This window comes from Microvirga subterranea (genome assembly GCF_003350535.1).
GTDB lineage: Bacteria > Pseudomonadota > Alphaproteobacteria > Rhizobiales > Beijerinckiaceae > Microvirga > Microvirga subterranea.
Genome location: NZ_QQBB01000001.1, coordinates 630366 through 646365, shown reverse-complemented (window position 1 = coordinate 646365; position 16000 = coordinate 630366). Strand labels below are relative to the sequence as shown.

Here is a 16000-nt window from a genome sequence, read left to right as displayed (position 1 = left end):
ACTCGTCCCCGCCGTCAAGGCCCGCCCGCGCGGCAGCTTGTCGTTCCGACGACGTCAGAACGTGATGACGACCTTGCCGAAGACCTTGCGACCCTCGAGCCGTTCCAGACCTTGTCGGAACTCGTCGAGCGGGAAGACGGCATCGATCACCGGGGTCATGCCCTGGGCCATCTTGTCGAGCGACTGGGCGATGTTCTCGATCCGGCAGCCGAAGGAGCCGAAGATCCGGTACTGCTGCTGGAAGAGCTGCATCAGGTTCATGGTGGTGGAGACGCCCGAGGTCGAGCCGCAGGTGACAAGGCGCCCGCCGCGCTTGAGGCAGAGGAGGGAGCCGTTCCAGGTGTCGGCGCCCACATGCTCGAACACCACGTCGACGCCTTTCCGCTTGGTCAAGCGGCGCACCTCGCCCTCGAAGCGCTCGGTGCGGTAGTTGATGACGTGGTCGGCGCCGAGCGCCTTCGCCTTCTCGCCCTTCTCGTCGTCGCCCACCGTCGTGTAGACCGTGCAGCCGATGGCCTTGGCCATCTTGATCGCGGCCGTGCCGATGCCCGATCCCCCGGCATGGACCAGGATCGACTCGCCGGGCTCCAGCTTCGCGTTGTCGAACAGCATGTGCTGCACGGTGCCGAAGCCGATGGGCGCGCAGGCCGCCTGCTCGAAGGAGACACCCTTCGGCACCGGGATCACGAGGCGCTCGGGGCGGTTGATGAATTCGCGGGCGAAGCCGTCGATGTGGAAGCCCATGATGCCGGCGACGTTCTCGCAGAGATTGTCCCAGCCCTTGAGGCAGGCCTTGCAGTGGCCGCAGGTCTCGGCCCCGTACATGGTCACCGGGTCGCCCGCCTTGAACCGGGTCACGCCCTCGCCCACCGCGGCGATCTCGCCCGAGGCCTCGACGCCCACCGCCTGGGGCATCTTGCGCTTGGCGAAGGCCATCCCGCGGAAACCCCACACGTCGAGATAGTTGAGGGCGAGCGCCCGCACCCTGATCTGGACCTCGCCGGCGGCCGGCGGCGGCGGAGGTTCCATCTCGGTCAGGCGCAGGTCACGGTCGCCGAAGAGCTGAAGGGAGCGCATGTCGATACCTATGGTCGGCGTCACCCCCGCGTTTCGGGGATCCATGCTTGGTCGGTTCAAGACGCGGATGGCCGGGACAGGCCCGGCCATGACGGAGGAAACTGTTGTGCGGCGGCTTAAAGCGCGGCTCGGAGAATGACAAGTCACCGCGAGCCTTCCCGGGCATGGCCGGGGCCGCGCGAGGGCATCGGGGTCGGGCGGAGCCAGCGCGTCAGCGGCCGATCAGATGTCGTTCGGCAAAGAGGAGCGCAAGGCAGGTCGGCGCGTGGACGATCTGGCCGGCGATCACCGCATCGACAGCCTCGGACAGCATCATTTCCACCGGCTCGATGTATTCGCCCGGATCGGGGCGGGACGGGGTCGGGCCCAGTCCCTCGGCCAGGAAGAGATGGCTTGGAGAATGCACGCCCGCCGTGAAGGGATGGACCAGTCCGAGGGAGGTCATCGTCCCGGCCATCATGCCGACTTCCTCCGCCAGTTCGCGCCGGGCTGCGTCGAGCGGCGTCTCGCCGGGCTCTATGGCCCCGCTGACGGCCTCGATGCTGTAGTCCCCGTATGCGTAACGGAACTCCTTCGTCAGAACGACCGTGCGGGCCTGCGTGAGCACGATGACGCTGACGCCCGGCGGCTTGACCACCACCGTGTACCGTCCCGTATGCCCGTCCGCGTAACGGATGTCGTCACGCACGATCCGGGTCCAAGGATCCTCGTAGATGGTCTCGGACGACAATGTCTCGCAGCGCATCGGGCGCTCCTTTTTGGCGGGCCACGCTATCGATGCACGCCCAGCATCGACGTGAGACCACCATCGATCGGCAGGACCGTGCCGGTGATGTAGGCCGCGGGCTCGCTCATGAGGAAGGCCGCAAGCCCTGCGATCTCCTCCGGCTTCGCGAAGCGCCCGGCGGGAATCTGCTTCTCCATGCTCTCGCGATAGGCGGCATATGGCGCCATCATGTCCGTGTCGATGAAGCCCGGCGCGATTACGTTGACGGTCACATTGCGCTTCGCGGTCTCGACGGCGAGCGTGCGGCAATAGGAGATCAGCGCGCCCTTGGAGGCCGCGTAGGCCGCGTTGCCCGGATTGCCCTGGAGCGCCGCCACGGAGCCGATGGCGACGATGCGCCCGGCCTTCTGGCGGATCATCCCGCGCATGAGCGCCTTGGCGATCCGAGTCAACGACCAGAAGTTCACCTGCATGGCGACCTCGGCCTTGTCCTGCTGCATCATGGCCGCAAGGGCGTCGTAGGGCTGGCCCGCATTGTGCACGAGGCCGAAGAAGCTCTCGCCCTCGATGGCCTCGCAGAAGGCCTCCAGCGCCGTCTTGTCGGCGAGGTCGACCGCATGGGCCTTCACGGCGCAGCCGGGATGGGCGCCCGTCAGCTCCTCGGCGAGCGCCAGGGCGGCGTCGCCGGAAGAGCGGTAGGTGAAGTCCACGTCGTGGCCGGCGGCCGCCAGCGCCCGCACGATGGCGGCGCCGACGCCTTTGCCGCCGCCGGTGACGAGAATGCGGGTCATCGATAAAACTCCGAAAATCCCCCTCCCCCTTGTGGGGAGGGGCTAGGGGTGGGGGTGCCGGCACGCCCTCTCATAAGGTAGCGCTGCACCCCCCTCTCCAACTCTCCCCCACAAGGGGGGAGAGGGCAGGCTGCGCGTTTCAGGATCGATATCCGATCCACACCGGTTACTTGGGCTCGGACCCGAACACCAGGCAGGTGTTCTGGCCGCCGAACCCGAAGGAGTTGGAGAGAACGAAATCGACCGTCGCGTCGCGGGCCACGTTCGGCACCACGTCGAGCGGGATGGTCGGGTCCGGCACCGCGTAGTTGATTGTCGGCGGGATTCGGCCGTTCGCGAGCGTGAGCAGCGACATGACCGCCTCGACCGCGCCGGCGGCCGTGAGCGTATGGCCGATCATCGATTTGTTCGACGAGATCGGCAGGCCGCCCATGCGCTCGCCGAACACGGCGGTGCAGCTCATGGCCTCCATCTTGTCGTTTTCCGGCGTCGACGTGCCGTGGGCGTTGATGTAGCCGATGTCGTCCGGCTCGAGGCCGGCATCGGCCAGGGCCTCGCGGATCGCCGTGATGGCCGGCATGCCGTCCGGGCTGGAGCGGGTGCGGTGGAAGCCGTCGCCCTTCTCGCCGCAGCCGAGCACGTAGCCGAGGATCCTGGCGCCGCGGGCCTTGGCGGTCTCGGCGTTCTCCAGCACCAGCGCCGCCCCGCCCTCGCCCATGACGAAGCCGTCGCGGTTCTTGGAGAAGGGCTTCGAGGCCCCTTCCGGCACCTCGTTCTGGGTCGAAAGCGCGGAGAGGAGCGAGAAGCGGATGAGGGATTCGGGGTTCACCGAGCCGTCGGTGCCGATGCAGAGCGCGGCCTCGGCCTCGCCCCGGCGGATCGCCTCGACGCCGAGCTGGATCGCGGTGGCCCCCGACGAGCAGGCGGTGGAGAGCGAGATCGGCGAGCCCCGCGTGCCGAAGCGGTCGGCGACCCGGTCGGCCACCGTGCCGAAGATGAAGAGGTCGTGCCAGGGCTTGAACCGGCCCGTGGCCGCCGCCCTCAGGAGGTCCTTGTAGGTGACCTCGCCGGTTTCAGCCGAAGCCTTGGCGAGCGCCTCGCGCTGCGGCCACTCCATCTCGACCGGCGGCACGGCGATGAAGAGCGCGCCGGGGAAATCGTCCGAGGACAGCCCGGCCTGCCCGATCGCCTCCTCGGCGGCAAGCATCGCCAGACGCTCGGAGAGCATCGGGGCGCAGAAGGGCTCGACCTCGATGCTGTCGATCGTGCCCGCGATGGTGGTGCGCAGGCCCTCCATGGGGAAGCGGCTGATGCGGCGGATGCCGGACTTGCCCGCGGTCAGCGCCGCCCAGGTGTCCTCCTTGCCCTGCCCGAGGGACGTGACCGTGCCCATGCCGGTGACGGCCACGAGCGGACGGCCGTGTTTGTCGCGAAGCGCCATGGCGTCTGCTCCTTTAGGAAACCTTGGTGAGCCGCACGGCGCCTTCGCCGCGCCAGTGGCCGACGGAGGTGACGAGCGCCTCGTCCGCCTTGCGGTCGGCGATGAGGGCCGCCGCGAGAGCCACGCCGATCGGCGCCTGCGCCTCCATGGTATGGCCGACGAGATCGCCGGTGGCATGGATCGCCGCGTTCGGCGCGAGCGCCGCGAGGGCCGCCTGCTCGTCCTCGGTGATGCCTTTCACGCCGGTGGCGCCGGACAGGACCACGTCCGGACGGGCGCCGAGCCGGTCCGCCTGCGCCCGAAGCGCCTGGTCGACGCTGCTCGGCTTGCGCCGGCTGCGGTCGGACGTGACCCCCGCCAGGGTCGCGAGCGGCGTCGCGCCGCGGGCGGCCGCGTGCTCGCGGGATTCGAGCACCAGGAAGCAGGCGCCGCTGCCGAGGATCATGCCGCCGCCCTCCGGGGCGCGCTCGCGCACCGGCCGGAACGGATGCTTCCAGAGGAAGCCGCCCATCTCGTAGATCAGCAGCACGTCGGGACGCTCGGCATTGTAGGCGCCGCCGACCAGGAAGATGTCGTTCTGGCCCGAGGCGATGCGCTCCCGGGCGATGCGGATCGCGTCCACGCCGCTCGATTCCTCGCCCATGAAGGTGCGGGACGCGCCGGTGACGCCGTGCACGATGGAGATGTTGCCGGCGAGCAGGTTGGAGAGCTGCGCCAGGAAGAGCGTCGGGCGCAGGTCGCCCATGAGGCGCTCGTTGAGGAACACGCCCGGGTTTTCGGCCGTGCGCAGGCCCGTGAGGATCTGCCCGTCGACCGCATAGTCGCGCTCGCCGCCGCCGGCCGCCACGATCAGGTGCATGCGCCCCTTCAGGGCGGCGTCGTCCTTGGTGCCGGCCGATTCGAGCGCGAGGCCGGCCGCGTAGCAGCCGAGCTTCTGCCAGGCCTCCATCTGCCGCTGGTCGGACTTCTTGGCGATCTGCCGGTCCCAGTCGAGCGCCACCGCCGGATGGACCGGATAGGGCGCGAAGGTCTCCTGGTCGACCCGCGGGGCGGCCTTGCCGGAGAGCGCCGCCAGATGGGCCTCGGCGCCCTCGCCCAGGCTCGACACGAGACCGATCCCGGTCACCACCACGTCACGCATCGGCGTTCTCCGTCAGAAGCCCGATGCGGCGCCCCTGAGCGCGCATCAGCTCGTCCATGCCTTCGGGGAAGGGCATGATGCGGAACCGCAGCTCCGCGTCGCAGATCGCCTTGCCCTCGACGGCGATCCTCGCCTTGGTGACCGCATAGCCCGAGCCCTCGTGCTCGAGCTGGGCCGAGACGGTCAGGACCGTGCCGGGCCCGACGAACGTGCGGAAGCGCGCCTTGTCGACCGCCATGAGGAACGGCATGTGGGTGAAGTCCATCAGGCCCAGCACGAGGTAGCCGGAGGCCTGGGCCATGGTCTCGGTGAGGAGGACGCCGGGCACCAGGGGATGGCCCGGGAAATGCCCTTCGAAGACCGGGCTTTCCTGGGGCACGGTGGATTGGGCCTCGATCCGCTTGGTCTCCCGGTCGAGGACCGTCACCCGGTCGATCATTTCAAAGTATTCGAGGCGCATCCGGAACCTTCGGGCCATTCCCAGTTCATGTCCGGCCGGGCCGGGGAAGCGGGCCGATCTCCGCAAGGCTTTGCGGATCGCCTCTCCGAACCGGCCCTGTGGGCCGGCCCGCCGGATCGTCTAAGTCTTTTTACGCGTTCTTCGCGGCCACCAGGGCGTCGATGCGGGCCACGAGGTTCTTGAGCACGAAGTACTCCTCGGCCGGCGCCTTGCCCTCGTTCACTTCCTGGGTCCACTGCTCGAGCGGCAGCTTGATTCCGAAGGCCTTGTCGATCGCGAAGGCGATGTCCAGGAAGGCGAGCGAGTCGATGCCCAGATCGTCGATGGCGTGGCTTTCCGGCGTGATCTGCTCGCGCGGGATGTCGGCGGTCTCGGAAATGATGCCGGCGACGGTCTCATAGGTGGACGACATGGCGCCGCTCTCCTGCAATGCTGTATCTCGACGGTGCGCACCGCCGGGCCTCGATGGGCCCGATCCCCGGCCGCTCTGGTCGTCAAGGAGGGTTGTATCGAAACGCACCCCTTACACGACCGGCCGCAGTGCGGCAACTGATACGATTCCGTCTGGTTAAGCCTTTTCGTGAGGCAAATCGCGGCGTCGGGCCGGTTCGGGACCGGCTGCGGCGGAGGCGCGGGGGCGGGAACGTTGATTAATCGGCCGGCTTCGGGAATAAGGGGCGGCCTCGGGGCCGGAATGCCCCGATTTTCGTATTTTCGCAGACCTCGCAATCGGATCGACGTGTTCAACAGGTTCCTCAAGCCTGAAATCCGCTATGCCCGGCGCATGGCCCGGATCGCCCGCTGGGACAGACCCGTGGAGGGCGGGATCGGCCGCCTGCGCGCCTGGGCCAACATGCTCCTGGTCGACCACGGGGTCTTCCGGCTGATCTACCTCAACAAGCACCGGGTCTCGGAGCGCCTGTGGCGCTCGGCCCAGCCGGCCCCGCACCAGATCGCGCGGCTGAAGGCCGAGGGGGTCCGCACCATCGTCAACCTGCGCGGCGGCCGCGAGCACGGCTCCTGGCAGCTCCAGAAGGAGACCTGCGAGCGGCTCGGCATCCACCTGACCGAGTTCGTGGTCCGCTCCCGCGGGGCGCCGGACCGGGAGACCCTGCTCCAGGCGGCGGCGTTCTTCGAGAAGATCGAGTACCCGGCCGTCATGCACTGCAAGTCGGGAGCCGACCGGGCCGGCTTCGTGGCGGCCCTCTACCTCATCGTCCACGAGGGGCGCAGCGTCGACGAGGCCCAGCGCCAGCTCTCGGTGCGCTACGGCCATTTCCGCTTCTCGAAGACCGGCATCCTCGACGCCTTCTTCGACCTCTACCGCCGCGAGGGCGAGGCGAAGGGCATGTCCTTCCTGGCCTGGCTCGAGACCACCTACGATCCCGAGACGCTGGAGCGCAGCTTCAAGCCCGGCTTCTGGTCGAACATCCTGGTCGACCGCATCATGCGGCGGGAGTAGCGATCCACAGTGTCATTCCCGGCCGGAGAGGGCGAAGCCCTCGCAGGGGAAGGGAATCCACGAACACGCGGGCAGATGGATCCCCTTCCCGGCCCTTTTGGGCCGCCGGGGATGACACAGGAAAGCGCCTCTACCGCGCCACGGCCGTCGGCAGATCCCCGTCCTCCGAAAGCTGCAGCCGGTGCAGGCGGGCGTAGGTCCCGCCCTTCCCGATCAGCGTCTCGTGCGGGCCCGTCTCGACGACGCGGCCCGCCTCCATCACGACGATCTTGTCCGCGTCGCGCACGGTCGAGAGCCGGTGGGCGATCACGAGCGTCGTACGCCCGCGCATGAGCCGCCGGATCGCGTCCTGGACCAGCCGCTCCGATTCCGAATCGAGGGCGCTCGTCGCCTCGTCGAGGAGCAGGATCGGGGCGTCCTTCAGGAAGGCTCGGGCGAGCGAGACCCGCTGGCGCTCGCCGCCCGAAAGCCGTCCGCCGCCGGTGCCCACCACCGTGTCGTAGCCCTCGGGCATCCGCATGATGAAGTCGTGCGCGGCCGCCGCTTTCGCGGCCTCCACGATCTCGGCCTCGGTGGCGCCCGGCCGTCCGAAGGCGATGTTGGCCCGCACCGTGTCGTCGAACAGGACCACCTCCTGGCTCACCACCGCGATGGCGGAGCGCAGGGATGCCAGGGTCACGTCGCGCACGTCCTGCCCGTCGATCAGCACGGCGCCCCGTGTGGCGTCGTAGAGCCGCGGCACAAGGGACAGGAGCGTCGACTTGCCCGAGCCCGAGCGGCCCACGAGGGCCGTGGTGCGGCCCGCCTCGACCACGAGGTCGACATGGTCGAGGGCGGCGGCCCCGTCCTGAGCATAGGAAAAGCCGAGACCGGCGAAGCGGATCTCCCCGCCCTGCACGACGAGCGCCTTCGCGCCCGGCCGGTCGGTGATCTGCGGCGCTTCGTCCATCACGTCGAAGGTGCGCTGCAAGGCGGCGGCGGCCTCCTGCACGATGGCGTTTAGGTTGCCGAGCGCCCGGATCGGCTGCGCGGCCAGGATGAGGGCGCTGACGAAACCGGTGAAGTCCCCCACCGTGCTGCCGCCCGACACGATGCGCTGGCCGATCAGCACCAGCACGGCCGCGACCGCGAAGCCGCCCCCGGCCTCCAGCAGCGGATCGAGCCGGCCGCGGGCGTTGGCGGCCTTCATCTTGAGACGGCGGATCTCGTCGAATGTCCGGGCCGCCTTGCCCTTCAGGTAGCCTTCGAGGCTGTAGGTCTTGGCGATGCGGGTGCCGGCGAGGCTCTCGGTGATGAGGCTCGCCATCTGGCCGGTCTGCTCCTGGGTCGAGATCGCCACCCGGCGCAGCTTGCGGCCGATCTTCTCGATCGGCCAGGCGATGAACGGCACCGTGAGGCCCGCCACCAGGGTCAGGACCGGATCGATCCAGATCATGGCGGCGACGAGCGCGATGATCGTGGTCACCTCGCGCAGGAACACGGTGGAGAGGCGTGTCAGGGCCTCCTTGATGAACAGGAAGTCGGTGGTGAAGCGCTGGGTCAGGGCCGCCGGGCTCTCGCGGCCGATCTGGGCGATATCGGCGTCGATCATGTGGCCGTAGAGGGCCGTCTGCATGTCGGCCTCGATCTTCGTCACCACCCGGTTGGTCAGGATGGTCAGCGCCAGGAGCGAGAAGCCCTTCACGGACGTGACGGCGACCACGAAGAGGGGCGCGAGCAGGATCGCGGTCGCGTCCCGGGCCGCGAAAGCGTCGAAGGCGGCCTTGATCAGGACCGGATAGAGCCCGGTCGCGCCCGACACCAGGGCCACCAGGACGAGGACGAGCATCAGCACCTTCGCGTGCGGACGCATCCAGTCCCGCCACAGGCGGCGGATCAGCGGCAGGGTGTCGCCTCTGAGGAGGCTTTTGCGGGCCATCGTTGACGCTCCAAGATCGGCGCCCCGGTAGCATGGACGGCCTGGGGCGGCAAACCGCGCTTGCAATTTTGATGCATCGGTGCTGACAGGTGCGGCGTTAGGACAGACAGGACGCCGCTATGGATCTCGACACGCGCCGCAAGGTCGAAGGCATCGCCTTCCTGATCGGATTCGCGGCCTGCATCCCGCTCGCCAACTGGATGGTCGGGAACGTGGGCACCGTCTGCGTGCCCGACGGACCCTGCCTGATCCCGGTCGCGCCCGGCATCGCGGCGCCCAGCGCCGTGCTGGTGGTGGGCCTCGCCCTGGTGCTGCGCGACCTTGTGCAGCGGCGCCTCGGCAAATGGTGGGCGCTCGCGGCGATCCTGGCCGGCGCGATTCTGTCGGCCGCCGTGGCCCCTCGGGCGTTGATCGTGGCCTCCACGGCCGCCTTCCTGCTCTCGGAGCTGGCGGATCTCGCGGTCTACACCCCGCTCCAGCGCCGCGGCCTCGTGCTGGCCGTGGTGGCGAGCAGCCTCGTGGGCCTGGCCATCGACAGCGCCGTCTTCCTCCAGCTCGCCTTCGGCAATCTCGACTTCCTGCTGCCGCAGATCATCGGCAAGGCCTGGATGGTGATCCTAAGCATCCCGGTCATCGCCTGGATCCGCCGCCGCGACGAGCGCATCCACATGCCGGTGCGGGCATAGACCGCCAGTCTGGCGTCGAAATGTAACTGAGTTATAATCCCTTCTGCGAGGGATGGGATGAAGGGTTTGCCGAAGGGATGGCGCATCCATGACGGACGCGATCCGGAAGAGGAACTGCGCAAGCTGAAGCGGCGGTTCCAAGCCGTTTCGGACCGTTTCCACCGAGCACGCAGGCTTCGCTCCCTCCTTCGCCAGATTAGGCTGCCGGCCCTGCTCCTGACCGGAATCTTCGCGGTCGTCACTGTGCTGGTCACGCTAAGTCCCTGGCCCTTCACGACGACCGTCAGGCACCTCGCGTCATTCCCGTCCTGCGGACTGGCTCGCGCTATTGGCTTGGCGCCTGCCTACAGAGGAGATCCTGGATATTGGGCGCACCAGGACGAGGATAGCGACGGCCGATCCTGCGAGACTTGGAAATCGCACTAAGACGCTTGAACAACCTGAGCCCAGAACAGCAAAAAGCCGCCCGGAGGCGGCCTTTGGATTTCCAATGAGGTGCTTGGAAAATTGGAGCGGGCGAAGGGATTCGAACCCTCGACCCCAACCTTGGCAAGGTTGTGCTCTACCCCTGAGCTACACCCGCGCTCCGCGACGCCGTGCGTCGTTGCGAGGCCCGTGATGTGCCCCAATTCGCGGCGCATTGCAAGAGGGTTTTGGCGGGAAGTTTCGCCGGAACGTCTTGAGCCGGGGTGCCGCCCTCGCTAGAACCCGGGCCGTACCGGAGGTATCGACGCCTTGTCCCATCTGTCGCCGCAAGCCCTTCTGGATCATTTGGCCGCACTCGGCATCCGGGCCGACACGGTCGAGCACGAGCCCGTCTTCACGGTGGCCGAATCGCGGCCCGTGAAGGCGCGCATCCCCGGCGCCCATTCCAAGAACCTGTTCGTGAAGGACAAGAAGGGGCGCTTCTTCCTGATCACCGCCAAGGACGAGACCGCGATCGACCTCAAGCGCACCCACGAGGCCATCGGGGCCTCGGGCCGCCTCTCCTTCGGGTCGGCCGAGCAGCTGCGCAGCCTTCTCGGGGTCGAGCCCGGCTCGGTGACGCCGTTCGCCATCGTCAACGACAGGGCGGGCGAGGTGACCATGATCCTGGACGCCAACCTCATGGAGCATGAGCGGGTGAACTTTCACCCGCTGGTCAACTCCATGACCACGGGCGTTTCGCGCGAGGATCTGCTAAAGTTCATCCGCTCGACGGGGCACGAGCCCCGGATTCTACGCCTGCCCGAACCACCGCAGGAATTGCCGGAAGGCCAAGCCGCTCCCATGTGAAGGGAGAGTTCCTGTCACGATTGCCTTTCGAGGATCGCATGCTTTCCGACACCCCCTCCCCCGCAACGCCGTCCGACGACCTCGTGAAGGACACGACCACCGCCGCGTTCCGCCAGGACGTGCTGGCCGAATCCATGAAGCAGCCGGTGCTCGTCGATTTCTGGGCCCCCTGGTGCGGCCCCTGCAAGCAGCTCACGCCGGTGCTGGAGAAGGCCGTGCGGGCCGCCGGCGGCAAGGTGAAGCTCGTCAAGATGAACATCGACGAGCATCCGCAGATCGCCGGCCAGCTCGGCGTGCAGTCAATCCCGGCGGTATTCGCGTTCCAGCGCGGCCAGCCGGTGGACGGCTTCATGGGCGCCCTGCCCGAGAGCCAGATCAAGGCCTTCATCGAGCGCCTCGTCGGCCCCTTGGGCCCGAGCGCCGCCGAGGAGCTCCTGGCCGAGGCCGACCGCCTCGCGCAGGAGGGCGACGCGGGCGGCGCGGCCGAGCTCTACGCCGCAATCCTGTCGCAGGATCCCGAAAACGCCGCCGCGCTCGCGGCTTTGGCCAAGCTGCACATCGAGCTGGGCGATATTGACGGCGCCAAGCGCCTGCTCGACGCCGCGCCCGCCGCCAAGGCGAAGGATCCGGCGATCCTGGGAGCGCGCGCCGCCATCGAGCTTGCCGAGCAGGCGGGGTCGCTCGGCGACATCGCGGACCTGCAGCGCAAGGTCGAGGCCAACCCGCTCGACCACCAGGCCCGGTTCGACCTGGCGATCGCCCTGAACGCCCGCAACCGGCGCGAAGAAGCTGCCAATCACCTCCTTGAAATCATCCGCCGGGACCGCAATTGGAACGAGGACGGCGCACGCAAGCAACTCGTCCAGTTCTTCGAGGCCTGGGGCCCCATGGACGAGATGACGGTTGCAGGACGGCGGAGGCTCTCCTCGATCCTGTTCGCTTGACGCCGCTCGACCGTTTGGGAGATCGGCATGGGAATGAACGCGGTTTACCGAGGACCTGGGGATTGCCCTGCGGTCATTCCGGTTTTTCCGCTTCCCGGGGCCCTCCTGCTGCCGCGCGGCCAGATGCCCCTCAACATCTTCGAGCCGCGCTACCTGGCGATGGTGGATGACGCCCTCAAGGCCGACCGGATCATCGGCATGGTCCAGCCCGACGCCGACGGCGGCGGCTCGGCGACGGTGCCGAGGCTCTATCGAGTCGGCTGCGCGGGCCGCATCACCCAGTTCGCCGAGACCGGCGACGGCCGCTACCTGATCACGCTGGTCGGCATCGCGCGCTTCCACGTCGCGGAGGAGATGCCGACCACGACCCTCTACCGCCAGTGCCGGGTGGATTTCGAGCCGTTCGAGGCCGATTTCACCGCCCGGGCGGGCGAGAACGAGGTTGACCGGGCGGGGGTCGTGAAGGCCCTGCGCGACTTCGTCGAGGCCGCCCATGTGCGGGTCGACTGGCAGGGTATCGAGGAGGCGCCGAACGAGGCCCTCGTCAACGCGCTCTCGATGATGAGCCCGTTCGGGGTGCGCGAGAAGCAGGCCCTGCTCGAGGCCCCGAACCTCAAGAAGCGCGCCGAGGTGCTGATCGCCCTGACCGAGATCGAGCTGGCCCGCAGCGGCTCCGGCTCCGATTCGACCATGCAGTAGGATTGCCCATGACCGACGACACGCCCCAGCCGCAGCCCGTGGAGGCGACGCGCATCGACCCCAAGCTCCTCGAGCTGCTGGTCTGCCCGCTCTCCAAGGAATCCCTCGACTACGACCCGGTCCGCCAGGAGCTGATCAGCCGCCGGGTCAAGCTCGCCTACCCGATCCGCGACGGCATCCCGATCATGCTGCCCGAGGAGGCGCGCCAGCTCACGGAGTGACGGCGTTACCCGCGCCCCAGCTTCTCGATCGCCTCCGCCAGATCCAGCATCCGCTTGGCCATCTCGGCGTGGAGCCGCTCGACCATGCGGCCGTCCACCGCCACGGCGCCCTTGTCGGCGTTCTCCGGCCGCTCGAAGACCTCCACGATTGCGCGGGCGGCCGCGACCTCGCCGGGTGTGGGCCCGAAGACCTCGTTGGCGACCGCGATCTGGTTCGGGTGGATGAGGCTCTTGCCGTCGAAGCCGCAATCGCGGCCCTGCTCGCATTCGGCCCGGAAACCCGCCTCGTCGGAAAGATCGTTGTAGACCCCGTCGAGCACGTCGACCCCGTAGGCGCGGGCGGCCGCGAGCACCTGCATCAGCCAGGGCATCATGGCGGCGCGCGTCGGCAGCAGACGCGCCCGGGTCTCCTTGGCGAGGTCGTTGGTGCCGAGCACGAAGCAGGCGAGGCGCGAATCCACGTCGAGGGCTGAGCTGGCGATCTCCTCCGCCTTCAGCACGGCGAGCGGCGTCTCGATCATGGCCCAGACCCGGGTGCGCTCCGGCGCGCCGTGGCGGCGAAGCCGCATGCCGACGGCCGCGAGGGTCTCCGCGGACGAGACCTTGGGCACCAGCACCGCGTCCGGCGCGGCCTGCGCGACGGCCGCGAGATCCGCCTCGCCCCAGGGGGTGTCGAGGGCGTTGATGCGAATCACCACCTCGCGGGCGCCGTAGCCGCCGTTCCGCACGGCCGCGCAGGCTTGGTCCCGCGCCAGCTCCTTCCTGTCCGGCGCGACGGCGTCCTCAAGGTCGAAGATCACCGCGTCGGCCGGCAGGGTCCGGGCTTTTTCGAGAGCGCGGGCGTTGGAGGCCGGCATGTAGAGGGCGCTACGGCGGGGGCGGATCGGGGTCATGCTGTCCTCCTCTGTCGCGCCGATTTAAGGGCCCGTATGCTGCCGCCGCAAACGAAAAGACGGGGCTGGCGGCTTCATGTGGGTTGCGGGGATCGACGGATGCCGGGCAGGCTGGATGGCGGCGCTGATGCGGGTGGGCGAGCCAGCCTCGGCTTCCTTGCGCATCGCGCGGAGCATCGCGGAGATCCTGGACGGCCCGGAGGCGCCTGCTTTCATCGCTGTCGACATGCCGATCGGCCTGCCCGAGCGCATCTCGGGCTCCGGCCGGATGCCCGAGCAGCTCGTGCGGCCCCTCCTCGGCGCGCGGCAATCCTCGGTCTTCGCGATTCCCTCCCGCGCCGCCGTCCATGCGGGCGATTACGGCGAGGCCTGCGCGCTGGCGCTGGACACGTCCGACCCGCCGCGAAAGGTCTCGCGCCAGGGCTTCAACCTGTTTCCGAAGATCCGCGAGATCGACGCCCTGCTGCGCGCCCGGGCCGATCTGGTCCCGCGCCTCTTCGAGGTGCACCCGGAGCTCGCCTTCTGGTCGCTCAACGGGCGGCGGCCGCTCACCGAGCCCAAGAAGGTGAAGAGCAGGCTCTATTGTCCGGGCTTGGCGCTGCGCCGCGCGCTCCTGGCATCCGCCGGTCTCCCGTCTGCCCTCACGGAGGCCACCCCTCCTCCGGGCGCGGGCGAGGACGACCTGATCGATGCGCTTGCGGGGTTGACCGTGGCCCTCGATCTGGCGACAGGTGGAGGGCAATCCTTCCCCGACCCGCCCGGCCGTGACGCCCACGGCCTGCCCGTCGCCATCTGGACCCACCGCCCCCGATGATCATCTCCCGCGCCGACATCCAAGACGCCCATTCCCGCATCGCCCCGCACATCCGCCGCACGCCGGCCTGGACCCTGCCGTCGGCCTTCGGCCATGACGGCCCGGTGAGCCTGAAGCTGGAGTTCCTGCAGCATGCGGGCTCGTTCAAGACCCGCGGCGCCTTCAACACCCTGCTGAGCCAGAAGGTGACGGAAGCCGGCGTCGCGGCGGCGTCGGGCGGCAACCACGGCGCGGCCGTGGCCTATGCGGCGAAGCAACTGGGCCTCAAGGCGTGCATCTTCGTGCCCGAGATCTCGAGCCCGGCGAAGATCGCGGTCATCCGCTCCCACGGGGCGGAGGTGGTGATCGGCGGCGCGCGCTATGCGGACGCGCAGGAGGCCTGCGACCTCTACGTGGCCGAGAGTGGCGCGCTGCGCGTGCACCCGTTCGGGGCCGAGTCGACCGTCATCGGCCAGGGCACGGTCGGCCTCGAATGGGAGGAGGACGCCCCTCCCCTCGACACGGTTCTGGTCGCAGTCGGTGGCGGCGGGCTCATCAGCGGCATCGCGAGCTGGTGGAAGGACCGGGTCAAGGTGGTGGGCGTGGAGCCCGAAGGCTCGCGCGCCCTCCATGCGGCGTTGGAAGCCGGCCGGCCCGTCGACGTGGATGTGGATTCGGTCGCGGCCGATTCGCTCGGCGCCCGCAACATCGGCGATCTCGTCTACGGGATCTGCCGCGAGACCGTGGATCACGTGGCCCTGGTGCAGGACGCCGCCATCCGTGACGCGCAGGGCCTGCTCTGGCGCGACTGGCGCATCGCCACGGAGCCCGGCGGCGCGGCGGCGCTCGCGGCCCTGCTGTCGGGCGCCTACAGGCCGAAGGCGGGCGAGCGGGTCGGCGTGCTGCTGTGCGGCGCCAACGTGGAACTGGCCCGGCTCGCCGAGGTGGCGGCGTGAGCGGGCTGCCGCCGCGCGACACCGCCCGCGGCCTGGTCCTCGATCCGGCGGGCCGCCTGCTCCTCATCGCTTACGAAGCCTCCCGCGACGTGGACCCGGCCCGGCCGGGCCTGCGCCGCTTCTGGTTCACGCCCGGCGGCGGCCTCGAGCCCGGGGAGACGCACGAAGCGGCCCTGGTGCGCGAGCTCGAGGAGGAGATCGGCGTCGCCGGCACGGTCCCGGGCCCCTGGATCGGCCGGCGCGAGACCGACCTGACCCTGTTCCGCCGCGTGGTTTTCGCGCGGGAGCGCTACTTTCCCGTCCGGCTGCCGTCGGCGGCGGTAGACACGGCCCGCTTGGCCGAAACCGAAAACGACCCGGTGCTCGACGTGCGCTGGTGGAGCCTCGATGCCCTGGAGGCGGCCGACGAGGTGGTGGAGCCGCGCGGGATTATCGGCCTCGCCCGCCGCGTCCTGGCCGGCGAACTCCCGTCCCTGCCGATCGTTCTTGCCTGAGAAGGCTGCTTGCCAGCCCGGA

Annotated in this window: 19 protein-coding genes and 1 tRNA gene; 10 read left to right on the top strand and 10 right to left on the bottom strand. The window is 69.2% G+C overall.

Features of this window, described 5'->3' with window-relative positions; genetic code table 11:
* Nucleotides 1-54: 54 nt before the first annotated feature.
* The 7 genes from DES45_RS03055 to DES45_RS03025 all read right to left on the bottom strand — a co-directional run bounded on the left by DES45_RS03055 (nt 55) and on the right by DES45_RS03025 (nt 6049).
* Nucleotides 55-1077 carry a zinc-binding dehydrogenase gene (locus tag DES45_RS03055; RefSeq protein WP_114768478.1) on the bottom strand — a complete coding sequence of 341 codons (1023 nt, stop codon included), beginning with the start codon at nt 1075-1077 and terminating at the stop codon, nt 55-57.
* A gap of 211 nt (nt 1078-1288) precedes the next feature.
* The gene (locus DES45_RS03050) at nt 1289-1822 is read right to left on the bottom strand and encodes an NUDIX hydrolase (protein ID WP_114768477.1); all 534 of its coding nucleotides are present in this window, start codon (nt 1820-1822) and stop codon (nt 1289-1291) included.
* Nucleotides 1823-1848: 26 nt separating this feature from the next.
* On the bottom strand, nt 1849-2595 hold the full coding sequence (locus DES45_RS03045) for an SDR family oxidoreductase (protein WP_114768476.1): 747 nt from the start codon (nt 2593-2595) through the stop codon (nt 1849-1851).
* Between the two features lie 166 nt (nt 2596-2761).
* Nucleotides 2762-4036 (bottom strand): beta-ketoacyl-ACP synthase, encoded by a 1275-nt coding sequence (locus DES45_RS03040; protein ID WP_114768475.1) that lies wholly within the window; start codon nt 4034-4036, stop codon nt 2762-2764.
* Nucleotides 4037-4049: 13 nt separating this feature from the next.
* Nucleotides 4050-5177 (bottom strand): beta-ketoacyl-ACP synthase, encoded by a 1128-nt coding sequence (locus DES45_RS03035; RefSeq protein ID WP_114768474.1) that lies wholly within the window; start codon nt 5175-5177, stop codon nt 4050-4052.
* Complete coding sequence (locus DES45_RS03030) at nt 5170-5637, bottom strand: 3-hydroxyacyl-ACP dehydratase FabZ family protein (RefSeq protein ID WP_114768473.1); 468 nt, start codon at nt 5635-5637, stop codon at nt 5170-5172. The genes DES45_RS03035 and DES45_RS03030 overlap by 8 nt, the downstream gene beginning before the upstream one ends.
* A 130-nt stretch (nt 5638-5767) precedes the next feature.
* Complete coding sequence (locus DES45_RS03025) at nt 5768-6049, bottom strand: acyl carrier protein (RefSeq protein ID WP_114768472.1); 282 nt, start codon at nt 6047-6049, stop codon at nt 5768-5770.
* 327 nt (nt 6050-6376) lie between these two features.
* Here DES45_RS03025 and DES45_RS03020 point away from each other — a divergent pair, with 327 nt between their 5' ends.
* Nucleotides 6377-7099 (top strand): protein tyrosine phosphatase family protein, encoded by a 723-nt coding sequence (locus tag DES45_RS03020; RefSeq protein ID WP_114768471.1) that lies wholly within the window; start codon nt 6377-6379, stop codon nt 7097-7099.
* 130 nt (nt 7100-7229) lie between these two features.
* Here DES45_RS03020 and DES45_RS03015 read toward each other — a convergent pair whose 3' ends face one another.
* Nucleotides 7230-9017, bottom strand: a complete 1788-nt coding sequence (locus tag DES45_RS03015; protein WP_114768470.1) for an ABC transporter ATP-binding protein — start codon at nt 9015-9017, stop codon at nt 7230-7232.
* Nucleotides 9018-9136: 119 nt separating this feature from the next.
* Here DES45_RS03015 and DES45_RS03010 point away from each other — a divergent pair, with 119 nt between their 5' ends.
* Together DES45_RS03010 and DES45_RS26280 are read left to right on the top strand one after the other, a co-directional pair.
* Nucleotides 9137-9703: a VUT family protein gene (locus tag DES45_RS03010; RefSeq protein WP_114768469.1), complete on the top strand. Its 567-nt coding sequence runs from the start codon at nt 9137-9139 to the stop codon at nt 9701-9703.
* A gap of 57 nt (nt 9704-9760) precedes the next feature.
* Nucleotides 9761-10129 carry an excalibur calcium-binding domain-containing protein gene (locus tag DES45_RS26280; RefSeq protein WP_114768468.1) on the top strand — a complete coding sequence of 123 codons (369 nt, stop codon included), beginning with the start codon at nt 9761-9763 and terminating at the stop codon, nt 10127-10129.
* 82 nt (nt 10130-10211) lie between these two features.
* Here DES45_RS26280 and DES45_RS03000 read toward each other — a convergent pair.
* Nucleotides 10212-10286, bottom strand: a tRNA-Gly gene (locus DES45_RS03000).
* 152 nt (nt 10287-10438) lie between these two features.
* On the opposite strand from DES45_RS03000, the gene DES45_RS02995 reads away from it, so the two are divergent.
* The 4 genes from DES45_RS02995 to DES45_RS02980 are packed head-to-tail and all read left to right on the top strand — an operon-like array spanning nt 10439 to nt 12842.
* Nucleotides 10439-10978, top strand: coding sequence for a prolyl-tRNA synthetase associated domain-containing protein (locus DES45_RS02995; RefSeq protein ID WP_114768467.1), 540 nt, complete (start codon nt 10439-10441; stop codon nt 10976-10978).
* Nucleotides 10979-11016: 38 nt separating this feature from the next.
* Nucleotides 11017-11922 (top strand): thioredoxin, encoded by a 906-nt coding sequence (gene trxA / locus DES45_RS02990; RefSeq protein ID WP_114768466.1) that lies wholly within the window; start codon nt 11017-11019, stop codon nt 11920-11922.
* Between the two features lie 27 nt (nt 11923-11949).
* Nucleotides 11950-12621, top strand: coding sequence for an LON peptidase substrate-binding domain-containing protein (locus DES45_RS02985; RefSeq protein ID WP_114768465.1), 672 nt, complete (start codon nt 11950-11952; stop codon nt 12619-12621).
* Nucleotides 12622-12629: 8 nt separating this feature from the next.
* Nucleotides 12630-12842: a Trm112 family protein gene (locus DES45_RS02980; RefSeq protein ID WP_114768823.1), complete on the top strand. Its 213-nt coding sequence runs from the start codon at nt 12630-12632 to the stop codon at nt 12840-12842.
* Nucleotides 12843-12847: 5 nt separating this feature from the next.
* Here the strand turns inward: DES45_RS02980 and DES45_RS02975 are convergent, their stop codons facing one another.
* Nucleotides 12848-13735, bottom strand: a complete 888-nt coding sequence (locus tag DES45_RS02975) for an HpcH/HpaI aldolase/citrate lyase family protein (RefSeq protein ID WP_114768464.1) — start codon at nt 13733-13735, stop codon at nt 12848-12850.
* A 76-nt stretch (nt 13736-13811) separates the two neighbouring features.
* Between DES45_RS02975 and DES45_RS02970 the strand changes: the two genes are divergently transcribed.
* From DES45_RS02970 to DES45_RS02960, 3 genes are read left to right on the top strand one after another with little or no spacing between them, the layout of a single operon-like run.
* Nucleotides 13812-14549 (top strand): DUF429 domain-containing protein, encoded by a 738-nt coding sequence (locus DES45_RS02970; RefSeq protein WP_114768463.1) that lies wholly within the window; start codon nt 13812-13814, stop codon nt 14547-14549.
* On the top strand, nt 14546-15484 hold the full coding sequence (locus DES45_RS02965; RefSeq protein ID WP_114768462.1) for a threonine/serine dehydratase: 939 nt from the start codon (nt 14546-14548) through the stop codon (nt 15482-15484). Before DES45_RS02970 ends, DES45_RS02965 begins: the two co-directional genes overlap by 4 nt.
* Entirely contained in the window at nt 15481-15978 is a 498-nt protein-coding gene (locus DES45_RS02960; protein WP_245429706.1) for an NUDIX hydrolase, read from the top strand. The genes DES45_RS02965 and DES45_RS02960 overlap by 4 nt, the downstream gene beginning before the upstream one ends.
* The last annotated feature ends 22 nt before the right edge of the window (nt 15979-16000 follow it).

Excerpts from the sequence above, each read along its gene's own strand:
- DES45_RS03040 (WP_114768475.1), bottom strand. The coding sequence starts at position 4,036 with ATGGCGCTTCGCGACAAACACGGCCGTCCGCTCGTGGCCGTCACCGGC.
- DES45_RS02970 (WP_114768463.1), top strand. The coding sequence starts at position 13,812 with ATGTGGGTTGCGGGGATCGACGGATGCCGGGCAGGCTGGATGGCGGCG.
- DES45_RS02965 (WP_114768462.1), top strand. The coding sequence starts at position 14,546 with ATGATCATCTCCCGCGCCGACATCCAAGACGCCCATTCCCGCATCGCC.
- DES45_RS02980 (WP_114768823.1), top strand. The coding sequence starts at position 12,630 with ATGACCGACGACACGCCCCAGCCGCAGCCCGTGGAGGCGACGCGCATC.
- DES45_RS26280 (WP_114768468.1), top strand. The coding sequence starts at position 9,761 with ATGAAGGGTTTGCCGAAGGGATGGCGCATCCATGACGGACGCGATCCG.
- DES45_RS03015 (WP_114768470.1), bottom strand. The coding sequence starts at position 9,017 with ATGGCCCGCAAAAGCCTCCTCAGAGGCGACACCCTGCCGCTGATCCGC.
- DES45_RS03055 (WP_114768478.1), bottom strand. The coding sequence starts at position 1,077 with ATGCGCTCCCTTCAGCTCTTCGGCGACCGTGACCTGCGCCTGACCGAG.
- DES45_RS02975 (WP_114768464.1), bottom strand. The coding sequence starts at position 13,735 with ATGACCCCGATCCGCCCCCGCCGTAGCGCCCTCTACATGCCGGCCTCC.
- DES45_RS03025 (WP_114768472.1), bottom strand. The coding sequence starts at position 6,049 with ATGTCGTCCACCTATGAGACCGTCGCCGGCATCATTTCCGAGACCGCC.
- DES45_RS03010 (WP_114768469.1), top strand. The coding sequence starts at position 9,137 with ATGGATCTCGACACGCGCCGCAAGGTCGAAGGCATCGCCTTCCTGATC.
- DES45_RS03035 (WP_114768474.1), bottom strand. The coding sequence starts at position 5,177 with ATGCGTGACGTGGTGGTGACCGGGATCGGTCTCGTGTCGAGCCTGGGC.
- DES45_RS03050 (WP_114768477.1), bottom strand. The coding sequence starts at position 1,822 with ATGCGCTGCGAGACATTGTCGTCCGAGACCATCTACGAGGATCCTTGG.
- trxA (WP_114768466.1), top strand. The coding sequence starts at position 11,017 with ATGCTTTCCGACACCCCCTCCCCCGCAACGCCGTCCGACGACCTCGTG.
- DES45_RS02985 (WP_114768465.1), top strand. The coding sequence starts at position 11,950 with ATGGGAATGAACGCGGTTTACCGAGGACCTGGGGATTGCCCTGCGGTC.
- DES45_RS03030 (WP_114768473.1), bottom strand. The coding sequence starts at position 5,637 with ATGCGCCTCGAATACTTTGAAATGATCGACCGGGTGACGGTCCTCGAC.
- DES45_RS03045 (WP_114768476.1), bottom strand. The coding sequence starts at position 2,595 with ATGACCCGCATTCTCGTCACCGGCGGCGGCAAAGGCGTCGGCGCCGCC.